Annotated in this window: 12 protein-coding genes; 4 read left to right on the top strand and 8 right to left on the bottom strand. The window is 37.2% G+C overall.

The annotated features are described in order from the left end of the window. Window positions 1-21: 21 nt before the first annotated feature. Window positions 22-1,629, bottom strand: a complete 1,608-nt coding sequence (locus B176_RS0109755) for a hypothetical protein (RefSeq protein ID WP_017258621.1) — start codon at window positions 1,627-1,629, stop codon at window positions 22-24. Window positions 1,630-1,722: 93 nt separating this feature from the next. On the opposite strand from B176_RS0109755, the gene B176_RS0109750 reads away from it, so the two are divergent. Next, window positions 1,723-2,106: a DUF423 domain-containing protein gene (locus B176_RS0109750; RefSeq protein ID WP_017258620.1), complete on the top strand. Its 384-nt coding sequence runs from the start codon at window positions 1,723-1,725 to the stop codon at window positions 2,104-2,106. Beyond that, complete coding sequence (gene priA, locus B176_RS0109745; protein WP_017258619.1) at window positions 2,107-4,587, top strand: replication restart helicase PriA; 2,481 nt, start codon at window positions 2,107-2,109, stop codon at window positions 4,585-4,587. It begins immediately after the preceding gene. Here the strand turns inward: priA and B176_RS0109740 are convergent. Then, on the bottom strand, window positions 4,584-5,261 hold the full coding sequence (locus B176_RS0109740; RefSeq protein ID WP_017258618.1) for a hypothetical protein: 678 nt from the start codon (window positions 5,259-5,261) through the stop codon (window positions 4,584-4,586). The genes priA and B176_RS0109740 overlap by 4 nt on opposite strands. A gap of 26 nt (window positions 5,262-5,287) precedes the next feature. Further along, the gene (locus B176_RS0109735; protein ID WP_154647942.1) at window positions 5,288-6,655 is read right to left on the bottom strand and encodes a sugar transferase; all 1,368 of its coding nucleotides are present in this window, start codon (window positions 6,653-6,655) and stop codon (window positions 5,288-5,290) included. 100 nt (window positions 6,656-6,755) lie between these two features. On the opposite strand from B176_RS0109735, the gene B176_RS0109730 reads away from it, so the two are divergent. Continuing rightward, a complete protein-coding gene (locus B176_RS0109730) occupies window positions 6,756-7,412 on the top strand; it encodes a protein-L-isoaspartate(D-aspartate) O-methyltransferase (protein WP_017258616.1) in 657 nt (218 codons plus the stop codon). A 158-nt stretch (window positions 7,413-7,570) separates the two neighbouring features. Here the strand turns inward: B176_RS0109730 and smpB are convergent, their stop codons facing one another. From smpB to lpdA, 4 genes are all read right to left on the bottom strand, one after another. Next, complete coding sequence (smpB, locus tag B176_RS0109725) at window positions 7,571-8,023, bottom strand: SsrA-binding protein SmpB (protein WP_017258615.1); 453 nt, start codon at window positions 8,021-8,023, stop codon at window positions 7,571-7,573. A gap of 636 nt (window positions 8,024-8,659) precedes the next feature. After that, window positions 8,660-9,520: a sigma-70 family RNA polymerase sigma factor gene (locus tag B176_RS0109715; protein WP_017258613.1), complete on the bottom strand. Its 861-nt coding sequence runs from the start codon at window positions 9,518-9,520 to the stop codon at window positions 8,660-8,662. A 377-nt stretch (window positions 9,521-9,897) separates the two neighbouring features. Continuing rightward, entirely contained in the window at window positions 9,898-10,737 is an 840-nt protein-coding gene (locus tag B176_RS0109710; RefSeq protein WP_017258612.1) for an MBL fold metallo-hydrolase, read from the bottom strand. Window positions 10,738-11,337: 600 nt separating this feature from the next. Next, window positions 11,338-12,726, bottom strand: a complete 1,389-nt coding sequence (lpdA, locus tag B176_RS0109705; RefSeq protein ID WP_017258611.1) for a dihydrolipoyl dehydrogenase — start codon at window positions 12,724-12,726, stop codon at window positions 11,338-11,340. Window positions 12,727-12,954: 228 nt separating this feature from the next. Here lpdA and B176_RS0109700 point away from each other — a divergent pair, with 228 nt between their 5' ends. Next, complete coding sequence (locus B176_RS0109700) at window positions 12,955-16,113, top strand: TonB-dependent receptor (RefSeq protein WP_017258610.1); 3,159 nt, start codon at window positions 12,955-12,957, stop codon at window positions 16,111-16,113. Window positions 16,114-16,422: 309 nt separating this feature from the next. On the opposite strand, the gene B176_RS0109695 is transcribed toward B176_RS0109700, so the two are convergent. Further along, window positions 16,423-19,650, bottom strand: coding sequence for an amidohydrolase family protein (locus B176_RS0109695; protein WP_026063255.1), 3,228 nt, complete (start codon window positions 19,648-19,650; stop codon window positions 16,423-16,425). Between the last annotated feature and the right edge of the window lie 40 nt (window positions 19,651-19,690).

The following is a 19,690-nucleotide window of genomic DNA, read 5'->3' as shown; positions in this document are numbered from 1 at the left end:
TTGAAATTTTTAGGTGATAAATTAAAATTTCAATGCGGTGCTGTCAATTTGTGGTAAAAGCTCCTCACGCTCTGGCGTATGGTTCATATAAAGATTGGTGTAAAATTTATCCTTATCTGCACTAAATTGAATTGCAAAACCGTAAAGATCTTTCCAGTTAAAATTATCACTTCTAAAATCTTTGTAGGCGGGCTTGCTTAAAAAAGAGCGGAAAATAGCTTTTGAGTTACCGTTATGGATAAAATAGAATATGTTTCCTTGATTCGATAAGTATTGCTGGAAATCAATATTTTTATCTGTTAAACCGATTAACCTTTGTGCCTTATAGTTCGCTACAAATCGAGTTAAAGCAACAGTACTATTTGCCACGATTAAATGATTTTCGATGGTGGTGTAATAAGGTCGTTTAAATTGTTTAAACGGATCTCCAAAGTAGTTGTATAAGATAAAAGAATCGTCAAAATGTCTAATATCGGCAGATACTTCAGAACTTATTGTAGATAACAAAAACGACAGACGGTTGGTATTTGTAGTTTTGATAATCCCAATATTATCTCCAGATGCAAGCTGGAAAACGCCAAACTCTTTACCAAATACGGGGATAATTTCTTTGTCCAGGTTAATGGCATGTTTAATGGAAATATTTGAAATCTGGGTATTCAACCCCTCAAATTCTTTTTGATAGATTAATAGTTCTTTTAATCCGTCTTTGAACTTTTTATAGTCCGATACATAATACAAAGCGTAATTAGCTACGTCTAAAGGTAAGCGCTTAGCCAAGGTTATTACGCCAGGTTGCTGGTCTAAAAATAAGTTAAAGTAGTTTTTTGCTTTTAGATTTGGGTTGGTGATTCCACTAAACATAAAAGCATTTTTCTGATAGTTGATATTTAAGGATGCAGATGCATCAAACGATTTTAGAAAGTAGGTTTCGTAAGGGTTTTTCCGGGCCGAAAAATGATTGGCGAAGTCACGAATTTTTGAAAAGTTTAGGTAAAGGTTGGCAATAGAGTTTTTATTTCTTTGTGCACTAAAATCAACATTAAAGCTTGTGTTCTCTGTACCTTTTTCAATCTGTGCAATGCTTTTTTTAACCAGTTTCTCTTCAAAACTACCAACCACTAAATTTTTGTAAACAAAAAAACTAAATGCAGACTTATTGCTAAAAGCCAATTGGTAAATGGTGTTTTCTTTTTCTGGATTTTGACTGATCTTGTATTTTGTTTTTAGGATCTGCAAAATTTCTGCTTCACTTGCATTTTGGTTGGCAATTGGTGCAACAATTAATAGGTCTGCAAGGTATTGTCCGGTTGGGTGTATAGAAAAAAACAGGTCGCTTTGTGTAAACGCTTCGCTAATGGCTGCGTCATCTACAAAAATCTGCTTAAGTACTTTTAGGTGAGTGAGGTTATTTTTACCTAAAATATCATCGAAAAGCATAAAATCTTTAAATATATCGTAAAAATAAGCTTCGTTTTTATATTCGAATATGATGGAAGCATCATTAGGTATAACATTGAAAATTTGTTCGTTCGATATATTTGATGAATTTATTTTTTTAAAATACAGCCAGGTAACGGCTAAAATTCCTAAGCAAAGTGCACTTATTATTATAATTATCTTCTTCATTTCACAAAATCCTAAGCTACAAAAATAGATTTTTACCGCAAAGGCTGGAAATTGCTTTCATCTTTATTAAATTAGCAGAACCATCACAACGAAATGAATAAGAGAATAATTATTACAGCAGCGATTTTTGGCGTTCTAGCAGTCATTTTAGGGGCTTTTGGAGCTCACGTGGTTAAAAGTATGATTTCTGCAAGCCAGCTAGAAACTTGGCATACTGCGGTACAATATCACTTTTTCCACACTTTGGCCTTGCTTTTTTTATCAACTTTTGCCAGATTTAAGAATAGCCTCATCAATATTTCGTCCTATTGTTTCATTTTTGGGATCATCTTTTTTTCTGGGTCACTTTATCTGATAGCGTTAAAAGATGTACTTGCTATAAATACAAAATTTATAGGTCCAGTAACTCCTTTTGGTGGTTTGCTATTCATTTTTGGATGGATAGGTTTATTGCTTGCGGCTATAAAAGATAAGTAGATGTTAGATTTTGAGGTTGATGATGAATTTCAACAAACCCTATTTGTTGAGGTTGTGCTGCCGTTGGCAATTCCGGGGACTTATACTTACCGTGTTCCAAAACACCTTAATGAGCGTGTAGAAAAGGGCAGACGAGTGGTGGTGCAATTCGGGAAAAGTAAAATTTATACCGCTATAATTTTTGCAATCGGCACCAAAGCACCTATCAAATATGAGGCGAAATATCTTTTAGATATTTTAGACGAGAACCCGATTGTGACTAATGCGCAATTGCAGTTATGGCGCTGGCTTTCTGATTATTATTTGTGCACCTTGGGCGAAGTTATGGCTGCCGCTTTACCATCAGCGTTGAAACTGGCCAGTGAAACCCGTGTGGTGTTAAACCCTCAACATACTTTTGATAAAAATTTACTGAACGATAGGGAGTTTTTGATTTTGGATGCCTTGGAGCTTAAACAAGAGCTTAGCATTACAGAAATCACCAAAATTCTTGCCCAAAAATCTGTTTTTCCAATTCTGAAATCACTGTTGGATAAAAAGGTGGTTTTTATTTTGGAAGAGATTGAAGAAAAATTTCAGCCCAAAAAAATAGCGATTGTTAGTTTACATGAAAACTATCAGGATAAAGAAAATCTAAAATATCTTTTTAATGAATTAGAGAAAGCACCAAAACAAGTTGATGCCTTGCTTGCATTTTTAAAACTGTCCAAAGATCAATCAGAAGTTAAAAAAGCCGAATTGATGGAAGCTTCTGGCGTTAGTTCAGCAATATTAAAAACTTTGGTAGATAAGGGCGTTTTTTTAATTGATCGAAAAATAATCAGCAGATTTTCTTCAGAAGATTTAGCGGTTATTTCTGATTTTACTTTGAGTGATGAACAACAGCAAGCCTTAACCGAGCTCAACTTGTCTTTTGAGGAGAAACCCGTTGTTTTGCTTCACGGCGTAACTTCTGCGGGTAAAACGCAGATATATATCCGACTTATTGAAGCGTACCTTGCTAAAGATAAACAGATTTTATATCTGCTTCCGGAGATTGCGTTGACCGGGCAGATGATCGACCGTTTAAAGGTTTATTTTAAAGATCAGATTATTGTTTACCATAGTAAATTCAACGATAATGAACGGGCAGAGATCTGGCAAAAAGTTTTAAATAAGGAAGTCAAGATTGTATTAGGAGCAAGGTCTGCTGTGTTTTTGCCTTTCGCTGATTTGGGATTTATCATTATTGATGAAGAGCATGAAGCCAGTTTTAAGCAGTTTGAACCAGCGCCAAGGTACCATGCCCGAGATGCCGCAATTGTGCTGGCCAATATAACCCATGCTAAGGTTTTATTAGGCTCTGCCACGCCATCTTTAGAAACTTATTTTAATGCTTTAAATGAGAAATATGGCTTAGTAAAACTGAGCACTCGCTATGGAGGCGTTAAAATGCCAGAAATAGAAGTGGTAAGCATATCGGAAGAGCGAAACAGAAAGTTGATCAAAGAAAACTTTACCAGCGTTTTGCTGGATAAAATAAACGAGACTCTTGCTTTAAAAGAACAGGTTATCCTGTTTCAGAACAGGAGAGGCTATGTACCTATACTCATCTGTAAAACTTGTGGAAATACACCCAAATGTATCAACTGTGATGTAAGTTTAACTTACCATAAAGCGGGTGGTAAATTGCACTGCCATTATTGCGGTTATAAAGAGGATAATATTACCGAATGCCCAGCCTGTGCTTCAAAACATATCGAATACAAAGGTTTAGGCACAGAAAAGATTGAGGATGATCTGAAAGTTATTTTGCCAGATGTGAGTATCGCTCGGATGGATTATGATACTACCAGAAATAAAAACGCCCATCAGGTGATTTTAAATGATTTTGAGGAACGGAAAATATCCATTCTTGTTGGTACGCAAATGGTTGCGAAGGGTTTGGATTTTGAAAACATTACGCTTATCGGTATCATCAATGCGGATAGTATCATTCAGTTTCCGGATTTTAGAGCTTATGAGCGTAGTTTTCAGTTGTTGTCACAAGTTGCGGGACGGGCAGGTAGGCGGAGCAAACAGGGTAAGGTTATTATCCAAACTTACGATACCAAGCACCGTGTGATACAGCAGGTAGTTGATAATGATTATGAAGGGATGTATCGGGAGGAAATGATTGAACGGTTACAGTTCAAGTATCCGCCATTTTTTAAAATTATACAGCTCAATATCAAACATAAAGATTTAGGTGTATTGCTACGCATCTCAGAAAGCTTTGCTAAGTTGTTGCGCCACCATTTAGGTGATATGGTTTTAGGTCCACACAGTCCTTTAGTGGCAAGAGTGCGTAATTATTATATCCAAACCATTACCATAAAAATCGACTGGAAAAGCCAATCCTTGATTAAAATAAAAAACCTGCTGAAAGAGCAGGTTAGTGTTTTTGAAGCCTCAAAAGATAATAAAGGAGTTTTTGTGGTTATTGATGTTGATCCTTATTAATCTGTGCCGAAATTAAACTGTAAGCTTAGTTGGGCCAAAGGTCTTGAATTATATTGCCACCTGTCAAAGTTATTGCTTGAAATCATCATATTGGTATCCGTTGTTTTTATTTCCTTATCGTAGGTTTTTATAAAATCAAAACCAGCTTCTGCGCTAAGCGTTAAAGCCCTAATAATATTAAACTTTAGACCAATAAACGGGTTTACAGTTATAGCATTCTTTTCTATATTTACATTATACCGGAAGGTAGAGCTTGTTTTGTCGGTAGAAATCCCATCAAATGTCGCTTTTTTGAAACCTAAATCTAATCCGTAAAAAGGCTGTAACCTGCTGTAAGAAATGCTACGTTCAAAACCTATTTTTAAATCTAATGAGTTGTACTTGCCTTCAACAATTTCGCAGTTTGAGCACTCGTTTATGAAAGTGTAATCAGTTTTCTTAAACGTTTGTGCAGAGAATCGGTAAGAAATCTGATTATCATTGATTTTTAGCATTAAGCCGTTAAGCCCCGAGGTATAAAATGTGGCGTTGTCTCTAACCTCGTTAAGTAGTTTTGGCTGCTCATCTACAGATAATAATTTAAATCCTAGCGAATAATTAGAGTCGCTTTGAGATTGAGCGAAACCGGTAACAGCAGAGGCTAATAAAAAAATAAGTAAGGATAGCTTTTTCATTGATTGAATTTCTGCAAAATTAGAGATTATTTTCCTCTTCCTTGTATAATAATCACAATTGTATAAACCATTATTTTAAAGTCTAAAGCAAGAGATCTGTTTTGTATATAAATAATATCAAACGTTAAACGTTTGATCATCTGGTCTATGTTTTCGGCGTAGCCAAACTTTACTTGCCCCCAAGAGGTTATTCCTGGTAATACTTTTTGTAAATGATGATAGTGGGGTGCTTTTTCTAAAATCTGATTGATGTAAAATTGCCTTTCTGGCCTGGGGCCAACAATGGACATTTCACCTTTTAAAACATTAAAAAACTGTGGCAACTCATCTAACCTAACTCTCCGTAGTATAAGCCCCGTTTTGGTAATCCGTTGATCATCGTAGCTAGAAAGTGCTGGCCCGTTTTCTTCTGCATCTTGCACCATGGTTCTAAATTTATGGATTTTAAAAGGTTTACCGTTTTTACCAATTCTTTCTTGCGAGTAAAGTATTGATCCGTTGCTGGTGAATTTTATCAGTAGCGCTATTAAAAGATAAAGGGGACTTAACGCCACTAATATAATGATGCTCAAAAAGTAATCTAAAAAAGTTTTAACAATGCGTTGCCAAAAAGGCATAAATTGTTTGTGTAGGGTGATTAAGGGGATAGAGAAAAGATAATTTATTTTTACTGAGCCAGAAACGATGTCGTACACATCCGGTATAATATGTACTGTAACCTCGCATGTCTCTAGTTGGTCTAATAAGGATTTTAAAAGTAGGTGTTGCGAAGTTTCAATAGCAACAATTACTTCCTGAATTTGGTTTTCTTTAATTACATTTTGTATTGAACTGCCATTTCCAAGTTCGGTAAGATTAAGCTGATGATTGCTTACTGTTGTTTTATCGATATCAAAGAAGCCGACGATATTAAAACCAAGTGATTTTTTTTGCTGATTAATTTCGTCGATAATGTTTTTTGCATTTGCTTTATTGCCGATAATTAAAGTATTGAAACCAATGATTTTCTTTTGTATAAGCTTTTTAATGATGCTTAGGTAGCCCAGCCTAAGTACAGCCATCAGAAAAAAATGCAGACCTACAATTTTAAGAACATAGGGTACATCAGTTGAAACTCTATTGTTCTGATAAAAGAAGTAACTGTAGATTAATAAACCAATGGCAATAATAAGCGATTGATTTAACGTGGTAACCAACTCTTTATATCTTGATTTTCTTTTAGTATCGGTAAAAACACCAGACATTAAATACAGCAAGTTTAATGCTGTTGAATAAATCAGATAATTTACAAAAGATAAAGGATGGGTAAGTTTAAAACTTAGGGCTAAATAAATAAAAAAAAGACTTCCCGCCACATTCAAAACTATGTAACTGAGTGTTGTTTTTTTTATCATTAAAATTAATGGTCTGTTATTCAATAAGTATGGGTGTTATTGGATGTAAAACTAATAAAATACGCCAAATATCGGTTAGAGATTATACTTTTGTACTTAAATGGCTTACAAATATATTGACAATTACAGGGAAAGAGGAGCGAGGAAAAAACTGGTGCTTGAATTACAGAAAAAAGGTATTTCTGATAAAAAAGTACTTGAAGCGATAGGGAATGTAAAACGTCATTATTTCTTCGATGAAACTTTTTGGGCTCAAGCGTACTTGGATAAAGCCTTTCCGATTGGAGAGGGGCAAACAATTTCAAATCCGTACACCGTTGCCTATCAAACAGAACTCCTTCATATTCAAAAAGGTGATAAGATTTTGGAAATAGGAACAGGCTGTGGCTATCAAACCTGTGTTTTGTTAGAGTTGGGTGCTAAAGTTTACACGATTGAACGCCAAGAGAAGCTGTTTAACAGAACTATTCAGGTTTTGCCACATCTTGGCTATAAGCCAAATTTCTTTTTAGGCGACGGTTCTAAAGGTATAGCAGATCATGCACCCTATGATAAAATTATTGTAACTGCTGGTGCACCTTTGGTTCCACAGGTATTGCTTCGCCAGCTTAAGATTGGTGGTATATTGGTAATTCCGGTAGGCGATGAGAAAGAACAGAAAATGGTGACGGTAATTAGGGTGGGAGAAAATGATTTCGACAAAATTGTACTCGATACCTTTAGGTTTGTTCCTTTGCTAGGCGATCAGGCTTGGTAGGAGGCCTCACCCCAACCCTCTCCGAAGGAGAGGGAGTTACCTGCTAACGGTAATGACTAATGAACTTATTAATAACCCAATGAAAAAATAGCCACTATGCACATCCTTTGCTCCCCCTCTCCTTCGGAGAGGGGGTTGGGGGGTGAGGCTTTCTATAACTAAAAATTCTTCATCGCTTTATCCATTTCTCTTTTAACGTCACGTTCTTTTAAAGAATCACGTTTATCAAAAGCTTTTTTACCTTGTGCTAAAGCGATTTCCATTTTGGCGAAACCCCTGTCGCTGATAAATATCTTCAAAGGGATTATGGTTAAGCCTTTATCTTCGCCTTTGATCAATAGCTTTTTGATCTCTTTTTTTGTGAGGAGCAGTTTTCGGTCTCTTTTTGCTTCGTGGTTGTAAAAAGAACCGTGGGAGTATTCAGATATATGTAGGTTTCTGATGTAGAGTTCGTTATTGATGAAAGTGCAAAAGGAATCACTGATGTTGGCTTTTCCTTCTCTGATAGACTTAATCTCTGTCCCTAATAACTTTATTCCAGCAACAAAAGTTTCTAAAAGGTTGTATTCGAACCTTGCTTTTTTGTTTCTGATGTTGATATCTGATGCCATGTTTTTCAATTCCTAATCAGCAAAGATAAAAGATATAATTAACGATGCTAGCTTGTTCTGGCTCAATAATCAAATTATAAGCCGTAAGATTTTTAACCCAACAATGATGTTTTCAGTGTGCTGTTTCGATATGCTAACGTGAATTTTGTATGCAATCAATTGATTATCAGTTTATTTGTAATAAAATACGCCAAAGTAATGCAAATTAAGTCTGTTTTCAATCACTCTAGCCCAAGCACAGCCTGAAGTGGACCTTATTCTTCGACCTTAGAACTTTGCAGTACAGATGAAGAGCGTAAAAGTACTTGCTTCGTAGCAAAGGGCGTAGTCGAGGGTTTATTCATTTAGTTTATTGTTTTTTTATTGGCTTTCATGTGTTCGCTCCGCTCGGGTTTTGTTTACTTTTTTGCTGAAAAAATTGCGAAGCACTCTTGAATGCCGAACAAAGAAATAAACAAATAATGAAAAAAATAAATGCCGATGCCCGGGGTGAGGGCAGGCGAGGTTGTGTTGAAAAGGCATTAGTGATGGAATTCCCGTTCGACAAGACCCAAAACTCAGGTTATACTACATGCTTGGAAAACAAAAAAAGCATCCATCAAATGATGAATGCTTTTTTGTAGAGGTTGTATTTTATTAACCCAAATAGGATTTCAAAATTTTACTTCTTGATGTGTGACGCAACCTTTGTAATGCTTTGTCTTTAATCTGACGAACACGTTCGCGGGTTAAGTTGAATTTTTCTCCAATTTCTTCTAATGAAAGTGGATGATTAGTGCTTAATCCGAAGAATAAAACGATAATTTCTCTTTCTCTTTCTGTTAAAGTAGATAAAGAACGCTTGATTTCTTCTGATAAAGACTCGTCGATTAGATTACTGTCGGTGTTTGGATTATCATTTTCCAAAACATCTAACAATGTGTTTTCTTCTCCCTGTACAAAAGGAGCATCCATAGAAACGTGACGGCCAGAGTTACTCAATGTGTCTGAGATTTTCTCAACAGTGGTTTCTAAAGTGTCTGCCAGTTCTTCTGGAGATGGTTCTCTTTCAAATTCCTGCTCTAGTCTGGAGAAAGCTTTACTAATTTTACTTAAAGAACCTACTTGGTTTAGCGGCAAACGTACGATACGTGATTGTTCCGCGATGGCTTGTAAAATTGATTGGCGAATCCACCAAACAGCATAGGAAATGAATTTGAAACCTTTGGTTTCATCAAATCTTTTTGCGGCTTTGATTAAGCCTAAGTTACCTTCATTGATTAAATCGCCCAAGGTAAGGCCTTGATTTTGGTATTGTTTTGCTACGGAAACAACGAAACGTAAATTTGTTTTAGTCAAACGTTCAAGAGCGGCTTGATCACCTTCTCTGATTTTTTGTGCCAGGATAACTTCCTCTTCGGCGGTAATTAGATCAACCTTGCCAATTTCGTGAAGGTATTTGTCTAACGACTGTGATTCACGGTTGGTGATGGATTGAGTAATCTTGAGTTGTCTCATTTAAACTAATTAATTGCGCTATTCTTAAAACTAAAAGTCTGCAAAGTTAAGAAACTTTGTATCATTTAACGTTAATTGTATGAAAATGTTGGGATTATTTGATTTTATTTTTGTACAACAATTCGGGTGTCACCCTACAAAAATCAAGCCATTGAAAGGTTGTCAGCATATTGTTGCGTCATTTAACAATGTTTAAACATTAAGTTTTCAAATCATGACTTTAACCAGCCAATCATGACAAAATTTACAAAAAAATAAACTCAACCCTAGTTTCGTATGGAGAAATTGGTTGGGGTGATAAACTATCGCAACCAAAAAAGAGATTGAGAATAGTGGAATATTTGTTTACCCCTGTTGTGATTTAAAACGGTACCTCCTTAGATACTGGCAATTGCAAATGTTTTATCTAATCTTATCCCTTTTTCTGTTGATTGTAAAGTGCAGCATTCATGTATTGGGTCATGCTCTAAAATAAGAATATAGTTGTTTTCCGTTGCTTCCTTTAAAAAGACAGATTTTTCGTTTAAAGTCTTTATCGGGAACATATCATACGACATGACATAGGGTAGGGGGATATGACCGATTGATGGCAAAAGGTCTGCCATATAGACCCACGTTTTACCTTTGTAATCAATCTGCGGAAGCATCATGGCGTCAGTATGTCCGTAAGCGAACCTAACTTTGATATTCTTACTGAACTGGATGCCATCTATCGCTTCAATAAATTTTAATTGCCCGCTTTCTTGAATGGGTAAAATGTTTTCTTTTAAAAAGGATGCTTTTTCCCTAGCATTCGGATTTACCGCCCAGTCCCAATGTTGTTTGTTACTCCAGTAAGTTGCATTTTTGAAAGCTGGTTTTAGCTCTCCATTTTCGCGGATTACTGCACCACCCACGTGATCAAAATGGAGATGGGTTAAAAAGACATCCGTAATATCATCTTTGGTAAAACCTAAACTAGCTAATGATTTTTCTAAAGTATCATCGCCATGCAGATAATAATGCTTGAAAAATTTCTCGTCCTGCTTATCGCCGATGCCAGTGTCTATTAGAATCAACCGACCTTCATCTTCAATTAACAAACAGCGTAAAGCCCACGTACAAAGGTTGTTTTCATCTGCGGGATTGGTTTTTTGCCAAATAACTTTGGGCACAACGCCAAACATAGCGCCACCATCTAATTTAAAAAAGCCGGTATTTATTGCGTGGAGTTTCATGATTTTAGGTGGTTAGGTTTTAGTTGGTTAGGTTTTTAGGTGGTTAGGTTGTTAGGATTTGCTGAATGGTAAATAGTTAAGTGGTTCATTAGTCGTTAGGATTTGCGTAATGGCTAGTTAAGTCGTTGGTGCATTCGGTATTAGTGTTTACTTTAACTCAGTTTTAACAATTGCAAAAAATTAGGGGTACGATAAACACGCCGTCATGTTGAGTGAAACGAAACATCTCACAAGTAGGTATTCAGAGCGCATGGCTACTTTGCTTGCGAGATATCTCACTTCGTTCGACATGACGGTGTGGGAGTTTCTCATAAACCAAGTTAAAAAAAAAGACTTGCGATGTTTAGTTTTCGCAAGTCTGATTTTTATTTTTAGCTGGAATTTGCATTAACGATAGCAACGGATACCGGCCATGTGGCTAATGCCTGAGGGCGTATGAGTGGATAGCGTGTTAAAATGCCCAAGTTAAAAAATAATTATTGAGGTGTTTTATCCGACTTCGTAAAGCCTAACCACCTAACAAACAAACCACCGAACTAACTAACTAACTAACCACCGAACTAACTAACTAACTAACTAACTAACTAACTAACTAACCAACTACAAATGTATCACCTCTCCGTAAGCATCAGCAGCAGCTTCCATTACGGCTTCGCTCATGGTTGGGTGTGGGTGTACAGCTTTAATCAATTCCATCCCCGTAGTTTCCAATTTGCGGGCAACTACCAGTTCGGCAATCATTTCGGTAACGTTGTTGCCAATCATGTGTGCGCCTAAAAGTTCGCCGTATTTAGCATCAAAAATTAGTTTTACAAAACCGTCTTTTGCGCCAGAAGCACTTGCTTTACCGGACGCTGAGAATGGAAACTTACCAATTTTAAGCTCGTAACCTGCTTCTTTTGCTTTTTTCTCTGTCATACCAACAGAGGCAATTTCTGGGGAGCAATAAGTACAGCCTGGAATGTTACCATAATTTAACGGCTCTGGGTGGTGACCAGCAATTTTTTCAACACAGATAATTCCTTCGGCAGATGCTACGTGGGCTAAAGCCTGACCAGCAACAATATCGCCGATTGCATATACTCCGTTTATATTTGTTTTGTAGAAATCGTCTGTAACCACGCGGCCTTTATCTACTTTTACTCCTACTTCTTCTAAGCCAATACCTTCTAAATTTGGGGTATAACCTACGGCAGATAAAACGATTTCGGCTTCTAAAACCTTTTCCCCAGCTTCTGTTTTAACAGTTACTTTGCAAAGATCTCCACTTGCATCAATTTTTTCAACAGATGATTTGGTTAAAATATCGATACCTACTTTTTTGAAAGAACGATTTAGTTGTTTTGATACATCTTCATCCTCAACCGGAACAATGTTATCCATAAACTCTACGATGGTTACCTTAGTGCCCATAGTTGCATAGAAATAAGCAAACTCAACACCGATAGCGCCAGAACCCATTACAATTAGGCTTTTGGGTTGCTTAGGCAAAGTCATTGCTTCGCGGTAGCCAATTACTTTTTTGCCATCTTGTTTGATGTGGGGCAATTCGCGTGAGCGTCCACCAGTAGCTAAAATAGTGCTTGTTGCAGTATATTCTTTAGTAGTTCCGTCTGTAGCTTTTACTTCAACTTTACCACCAGCTTTAATTTTTCCGAAACCATTGATAACATCAATTTTGTTTTTCTTCATCAAAAACTGAATTCCTTTGCTCATGCCATCAGCAACACTTCTACTCCTTTTAACAACAGCGTCAAAATCTGCAGAAGCTTCACCTACATTAATTCCATAGTCGGCAGCGTGGTTGATGTATTCGAAAACCTGAGCACTTTTTAGCAATGCTTTTGTTGGGATACAGCCCCAGTTTAAGCATATACCACCCAAAGATTCTTTTTCTACGATAGCAGTTTTTAATCCTAATTGTGCGGCTCTGATTGCAGCAACATAACCACCCGGGCCGCTGCCAATAACTATTAAATCATAATTCATATCAAAAAATTGAATTGTCGTTTTTGTGTGGGGCAAATCTAAACATTTTAAGATTTTAAAAAAAAGATACTCGTCAAGTTTGTATTCAATAGTTGTTGCGAGTGTTATAGCATAATAAAAACTGCCGATGGTGTATAAAAGTTACAATGTTTATAATTATTTAATATACTGAGGCAGTAATATGTAAGGAATAGTTGAGACCTTTGTAGGAACTAAAATAACTAAAATATGAGACAAAAATTACGTAAAAAATTAGCACTCTCACTAATGACGTTGTTATTAACAACGTTTACGGTGTTTGCACAGGTTACCACTAGTAGTTTAGGTGGTTTGGTTAAAGATGCAAAAGGTGATGTTTTGCCAGGAGCAACGGTAAAGGCAGTCCATACGCCAACGGGTACAAACTATACTACTATTACTAACGTTGATGGCAGATTTAATATTTCTAATATGCGTGTTGGCGGCCCTTATAAGATATTGGTTTCGTTCATTGGTTTGAAAGGTTATGAGTTATCTAATGTGAATTTGAAATTAGGTAACGCAGAAGTATTGAGTGTTACTTTGGCCGATGAAGGCAGAGAACTTCAAGGCGTTACAGTTGTTGGACTTCGCGATAATGTTTTAAACAGCAAAAGAACAGGTGCTGCAACAAATATTTCAAGAGAGCAAATAGAAAACTTGCCTACTTTGAGTAGATCTCTTCAAGATTTCACAAGGTTAACACCACAAGCAAACGGAAACTCTTTCGGTGGCGCAAATAATAAGTTCAATAACATTACAATAGACGGTGCAGTAAACAATGATGTTTTTGGACTGTCTTCAAGCGGAACCCCAGGTGGTCCGGCAGGAACTCAACCAATTTCGCTTGATGCTATTCAAGAAATTCAAGTGGTGATTGCACCTTACGATGTAACTTCTGGTAATTTTACCGGAGCAGGAATTAATGCGGTAACTAGATCAGGAACAAATACTACAGAGGGTTCTGTTTATTTTTTTGGTAGAAATGAAAACACTACTGGTAAAAACATTTTAACTGGTGCTAAGTCTGCTCCTTTTACTAATAACCAATACGGATTTAGATTAGGTGGACCAATTTTGAAAGATAAATTGTTCTTCTTTGTAAACGCCGAATTAGGTAGAAGAACAGCACCGCTGTCTAACAATGCTGGCGAGGCTGGAGCCGCGATGACTTTAGCTACAGCTCAAAGTATTGCAAATTTCACGCAACAGACTTACGGCTATGATGTAGGTAATTTTACCAGCATCGATGCTGCGACGGAAAACGATAAGATTTTTACAAAGTTAGATTGGAATATTAACGATAAGAACCAATTAACTGCCAGATATAACTATATCGACGCTTTTGATGATAACATTAGCAGATCAGGTACATTTTTTAGATTTGGTAACAATGGTTATAAATTCACTAACAAACAACACGTGGGCGTTGCGGAATTGAGAACCAAAATCTCAGACAGAATGTCAAACAATCTTATTTTAGGATATACCAGAGTAAGAGATGCGAGAGAGATTGCTGGGGGATTGTTTCCTCAAATCACGATACTTAATTTAGAGGGTGTTTCGGGTTCTAGTGCAGAGCTGGGTTCTCAAAGAAGTTCGACAGCGAATCAATTAGATCAGGATATTTTTGAATTTACCGACAATTTCAAGCTAAACTTAGGGAAGCATAACCTTACTTTTGGTACGCACAATGAATTCTTTTCTTTCAGAAATTTATTCATTAATAATGCTAACGGAAGATGGGATTACAATAGTGTAGCGGATTATCTAGCAGGGAAACCTAGTAGAGTTAGAGCAACATACTCTCGAATAGCAGGAGACCCACTTCCAGCTGCAGAATTTAGCGCAGCTCAGTTAGCGTTTTATGCTCAGGATGATTTTGAAGTTCTTGCAGGATTAAAATTAACGGCTGGCTTAAGGGTAGACTTACCTATATTTGGAGATGCCCCTCTAAGAAATACTTTGGTTGAAACCTCTTTTCCAGGTTATAGAACGGATATGACACCGAAAAGTAAACCATTGTTTGCACCAAGATTAGGTTTTAATTACGATATTAAAGGAGATAGAAGTGTTCAATTGAGAGGTGGAACCGGAATTTTCACAGGTAGGGTTCCTTTCGTTTGGTTGTCTAATCAATACGGTAACAGTGGGGTTTTATTTGGTACGGTTGATAGAAAAACTTCTACCGGAAATCCTTTAACATTTGTGCCAGATGCAAATAATCAACAATCAGCTGGTGCAGGTTCTAACAAAGCAGAAGTAAATTTAATCACTGAAGATTTTAAAATACCTCAAGTGTTTAGAAGTAACTTGGCTTTAGATTTTAAATTACCTTTTGGTGTAACAGGTACTTTGGAAGGTATTTATTCTAAAACTATTAATAACGTTTTATATACTGATATCAACTTAGCACCAAACACAACTTCAGCTAGGTTAAATCCACTGCTTTCTAATAATGCGGATAATAGATTAGTTTACGGTGCAAAGGTCGACGGTACAAACTTTACAAATGCGATTTTGTTAGATAACACAAGCAAAGGCTACACCTATAATTTAACGGCTCAATTGCAAAAGAATTTCGGTAATGGAGTTTCTGCAAGTTTTGCATACACTAACACAGAAGCGAAATCTCTAAATGATGGTACAAGTAGTACTGCTCTCTCTAACTGGGAGTTCCTTCAGGTAGTAAATGATCCAAACAACCCTCGATTGGCTACTTCGTCTTTCCAGACAAGGCACAGGTTAGTTGGATCTTTAAATTATAAAATTAGCTATGGTAAGGATAAGGCTTTCGGAACTGGAATCTCTGTGTTTTACGCAGGTTTCTCTGGAACACCATTCACCTATTTATACAATGGAGATTTAAACGGCGATGGTCACTTTAGCAACGATCTGTTTTATGTTCCACGGACCCAAAGCGAGATCAAGTTACTCCCACTAGGTAGTGGTGCATCTCAAGTAAGTGCTGCTGATCAATGGACTGCGTTAAATGCATTTATTGAGTCTGATCCATACTTAAAAACAATTAGAGGGGAATATACTGAAAGAAATGGTGCAGGAACTCCTTGGCAACACCAGTTTGACGCTAGAATAACTCAAGATTTGGGTGCGATTTTAAAAGGTACTAAAAACAGATTACAGTTAACGTTTGATGTTTTTAACGTAGGAAACCTTATCAATAAAGATTGGGGACGTTCATACTTTGTTTCAAACCAAGCTTTGACGTTGGTTACTTATGTCTCAAACGCTAATCCAGCCAATGCCGGATTTACTTTTAGAGCGCCATCAAATGGAAAAGGCTATCAAGAAGCTGCTTTTGACTCCACTTGGTCGGGTCAATTCGGAATAAGATATATCTTTAACTAATTACAATTCAATTTAATTACAGAAGCCACCTTGTTAAAGGTGGCTTTTTTTGTTGCCATGGAAATGACAGTATAAGAAAACTACAGCTAATTAAACGGTTGAAATTGAAACCTCTTGTTGATAGGATATTCGACTGTGTAGGTGTTTAAAGTCACTGAGTTTGTATTTACAAAGCGCTATAAGCTACATTGTTTAAATCTATTGCTTATTAGTTGATGATGAAGGATAGCTTAGGTATTATTTCTTTTTAAGGAAAATCAGCTGAAGCAAAAAAGACGTTGCTTTTAAACAACGTCTTTATAAATTCAGTTAGTTCAACTGGCTTTCCGGGATAATGTAATTCTCGGATTTGCTAAACTGCCACCAGAACATATTTCTAGGTTTTTCTTTGTTTCCAATCTCATTCATGGTAGAAACATCAAACAATCTCCCGTTTACCATTGTGTATCGTATTTTTTCTGAGTTTCTGATATCATCCAAAGGGTTGGCATTTAGTACGATTAAATCGGCCAATTTCCCCTGTTTTAACGATCCAATCTCTTTGTCCATTCCTAAATAAGCGGCGCCATTAATAGTTGCGGCTTTAATACAGTCTATAGGTTTCATTCCGCCTTGAGCTAGCATCCAGAGTTCCCAATGTGCGCCTAAACCTTGTAGTTGCCCATGGCTTCCCAAATTAATTTTGGTGCCACCTTTTGCCAGTTCATTTACTGCTCGTGAAGCATCAATGTGCCCATAATCGCCATATTCGGCTGTGGTTCTTCTTCTGCTACGTTCATCAATAATCGATTTTGGCGTAAATGTCAAAAGCTTCTCGTTTTCCCAAACATTTGTTCTATCGTACCAATAGTTTTCTCCCCACTGGGTGCCGTAAGCAACAATAAGAGTGGGTGTGTATCCGGTTTTACTTGCGTTCCAAAATGTGTTTACGTCTTTGTAAAGCGGGAAAACCGGTACATTATGTTCTATACCTGTATGTCCATCAGCAATCATACTCATATTGGTGAAAAACGTAGAACCACCTTCTGGCACTACTTCCATATTAAGTTCTCTGGCGGCCTGTATAATTTGTTGTCTTTGTTCACGCCGGGGTTGATTGTAAGATTTTACCGAGAAAGCGCCAACAGCTTTTAATCTCCGTAGATGAGATCTGGCATCGTCTAAACTGTTTATCTCTGCTTTAAAATCGCCGTCTGCGCCATATAAAATAGTGCCAGTTGAATATATCCGTGGCCCCACCATTCGGCCCGCTTTGATCATTTCAGCCTGGCTAAAAACCATTGCTGTATTGCTAGACGGATCATGCGAGGTAGTTACCCCATAAGCTAAATTGACATAATAAGGCCAGTCCTGTTTTGGAGAAATCCCATCGGGGCTGGTAGGGATATGGGCATGCACATCTACAATACCGGGCATAATTGTTTTACCTGTTACATCGTAAACTATTGCATCTCCAGGAATTTGGATTGCATCTTCTTTCCCAATCTGCTCAATTTTATTCTCGTTGACCACAATGATACCGCGTTCAATTACGTCCTCGCCATCCATCGTTATAATTCTTGCTCCTTTAAAAGCAATTCGGCCTTGGGGTTTATCGGTTGCCAATTTTAGCCCCACGTTAATTCCACTGGTATCAACAGGTTCTTTTTTCGACTTGTCGTCTGTATCTACAACAAAACTAAATGCGTCTTTTAGAGGTTTAGAAAAGTATTCGGAACCTAAAGTCCAGTGTATAATTCTGCTATCTGCACTCCAATGTATGTCTGTGCCGGCGTCTTTTGTCAACTTTTTTAAAGGAAGCGCTTTGTTGGCAGATGACAGTTCTAAGGTTGCGCCAGTGCTAACCATTGGGGTTATGTAAACATTAAATAGCTCGTTGAATGCCAGCCATTGCCCATCCGGGCTTGGGATAAAGCTAGTGCTGTAAGTAGAGCTATAAAGTGTTTTTTCATCCTTTCCGTTTAAATCACAGCTGTTAAAAGTCTTTTTGCCGTTTGCAGCTGATTGATAAAAGATCCGATCGTCTTGATTATTAAAGGTTGGGTTTGTTCCTTTGTTTATGATGAGTTTTGGCGTTCCCTTTTCTGGCGCTATGGTGTAGATACCTGGGTTTTTTCCGTAAGAGAAACCTAATGTTTCGTTTCCACTACCTTTTCTGTAAACAATTAAGTCTCCTTTGCGGTTAAACTTTGGGGAGTAATAGAGACCTCTTTCCGTAGTTACTGGGTTTAGTTTTTTACCTTTAAAATCATATTTCATTACTGCGCCACGCAACTCATCATTCCAAGTTGTAAACACTAAAGATTTTCCATCGGGGCTAAAATTGGGTTCAAATTCCCAGTCGGTGCCCTGCGTTAACCTTACTGGTTCTCCGTTTGGCAAATCTTTGATGTATAAATAGCCTGCAGCGTTAAAAACCACTTTTTCGCCATCGGGCGAAGTGGTGAGGTGCCGTATCATTTTAACATCAAAATTATTTTTGAAAACAGGTTGATCAAAATGCAAAGCCTCTGTTATGGTTTGTTTCACATTTACCGAAAAAGGAATTTCCTCCGCAAGAAAAGTGATGGTATCTACCTTTCTAATCTTTCCCTTGGCGTAAAACACAATCGTTCTGCTATCGGGCAACCAATTAAAGTTTGGATAAATACCAAATATCGCCCAGGTTTCTTGCTGATCTTTTGATAGCTCGGTGTACATTGGCTTTTCTTCTCCAGTGTTTAAATCCTGTACATATAATACAGATTTTAAACGATCTCTTTTAACATAAGCCATCTGCAAACCATCAGGCGAAACCTGCGGGCGCACTGCACCACCAGAACCTCCGGCTACTTTTTCAAAAACACCAGTATTTAAATCAAGCTTTTTAATGGCGTAAATTTCTCCGTTTGGGTCTTTGTTGTATTGAAAATATGGACCGTTACTAACATCTTCACTAAAATATACCGATCTGCCATCGGGTGATACCCAAGGTTCTCCCAAATCCTGTTGATCATTCTTTTTTGTGGTGAGCTGTATCCCCTCAAAACCACCAGAAAAATGGTACATCCAAAGCTCACCAGCACCTAAAGACCTACTGGCGGTGAAATGCTTTCTGGCAATAAGATATTTGCTGTCGGGAGTCCAAACCGCATTATTCAACAGTCTAAATTTTTCTTTAGTAACTGCCCGTTGGTTGCTACCGTCGGTATTCATTACCCAGATATTATCTGCGCCATCTTTATCGCTGGTATAAGAAATGTATTTTCCGTCTGGCGAGAACCGAGGCTGTACTTCAAAGGCCATTCCTCCCGAAAGTAGGGTGGCTTTTCCACCCGTAATAGGCATTTTGTAAATATCTCCCAATAAGTCAAATACAATCATTTTCCCATCTGCACTAACGTCTAAATTCATGTAAGTACCTTCGTCTGTAGTGAAATTGATAGTTTTACTGGGGCCAAATGGCTTCTCTACATTCCATTTGTTTTCTTTTTCTTGTGCGATAAGGCTAATTGATAACATCAGGAAGAGCGATGTAAGGAGAATTATATTTTTCATTCCAATGATTTAAAAGCCTGCAATTTATGAATTTTAAAGT

It is taken from the genome of Pedobacter arcticus A12 (assembly GCF_000302595.1).
Taxonomy (GTDB): domain Bacteria; phylum Bacteroidota; class Bacteroidia; order Sphingobacteriales; family Sphingobacteriaceae; genus Pseudopedobacter; species Pseudopedobacter arcticus.
The sequence above is the reverse complement of the archived record's forward strand: the minus strand, read 5'-3'. Positions and strand labels throughout refer to the sequence as shown.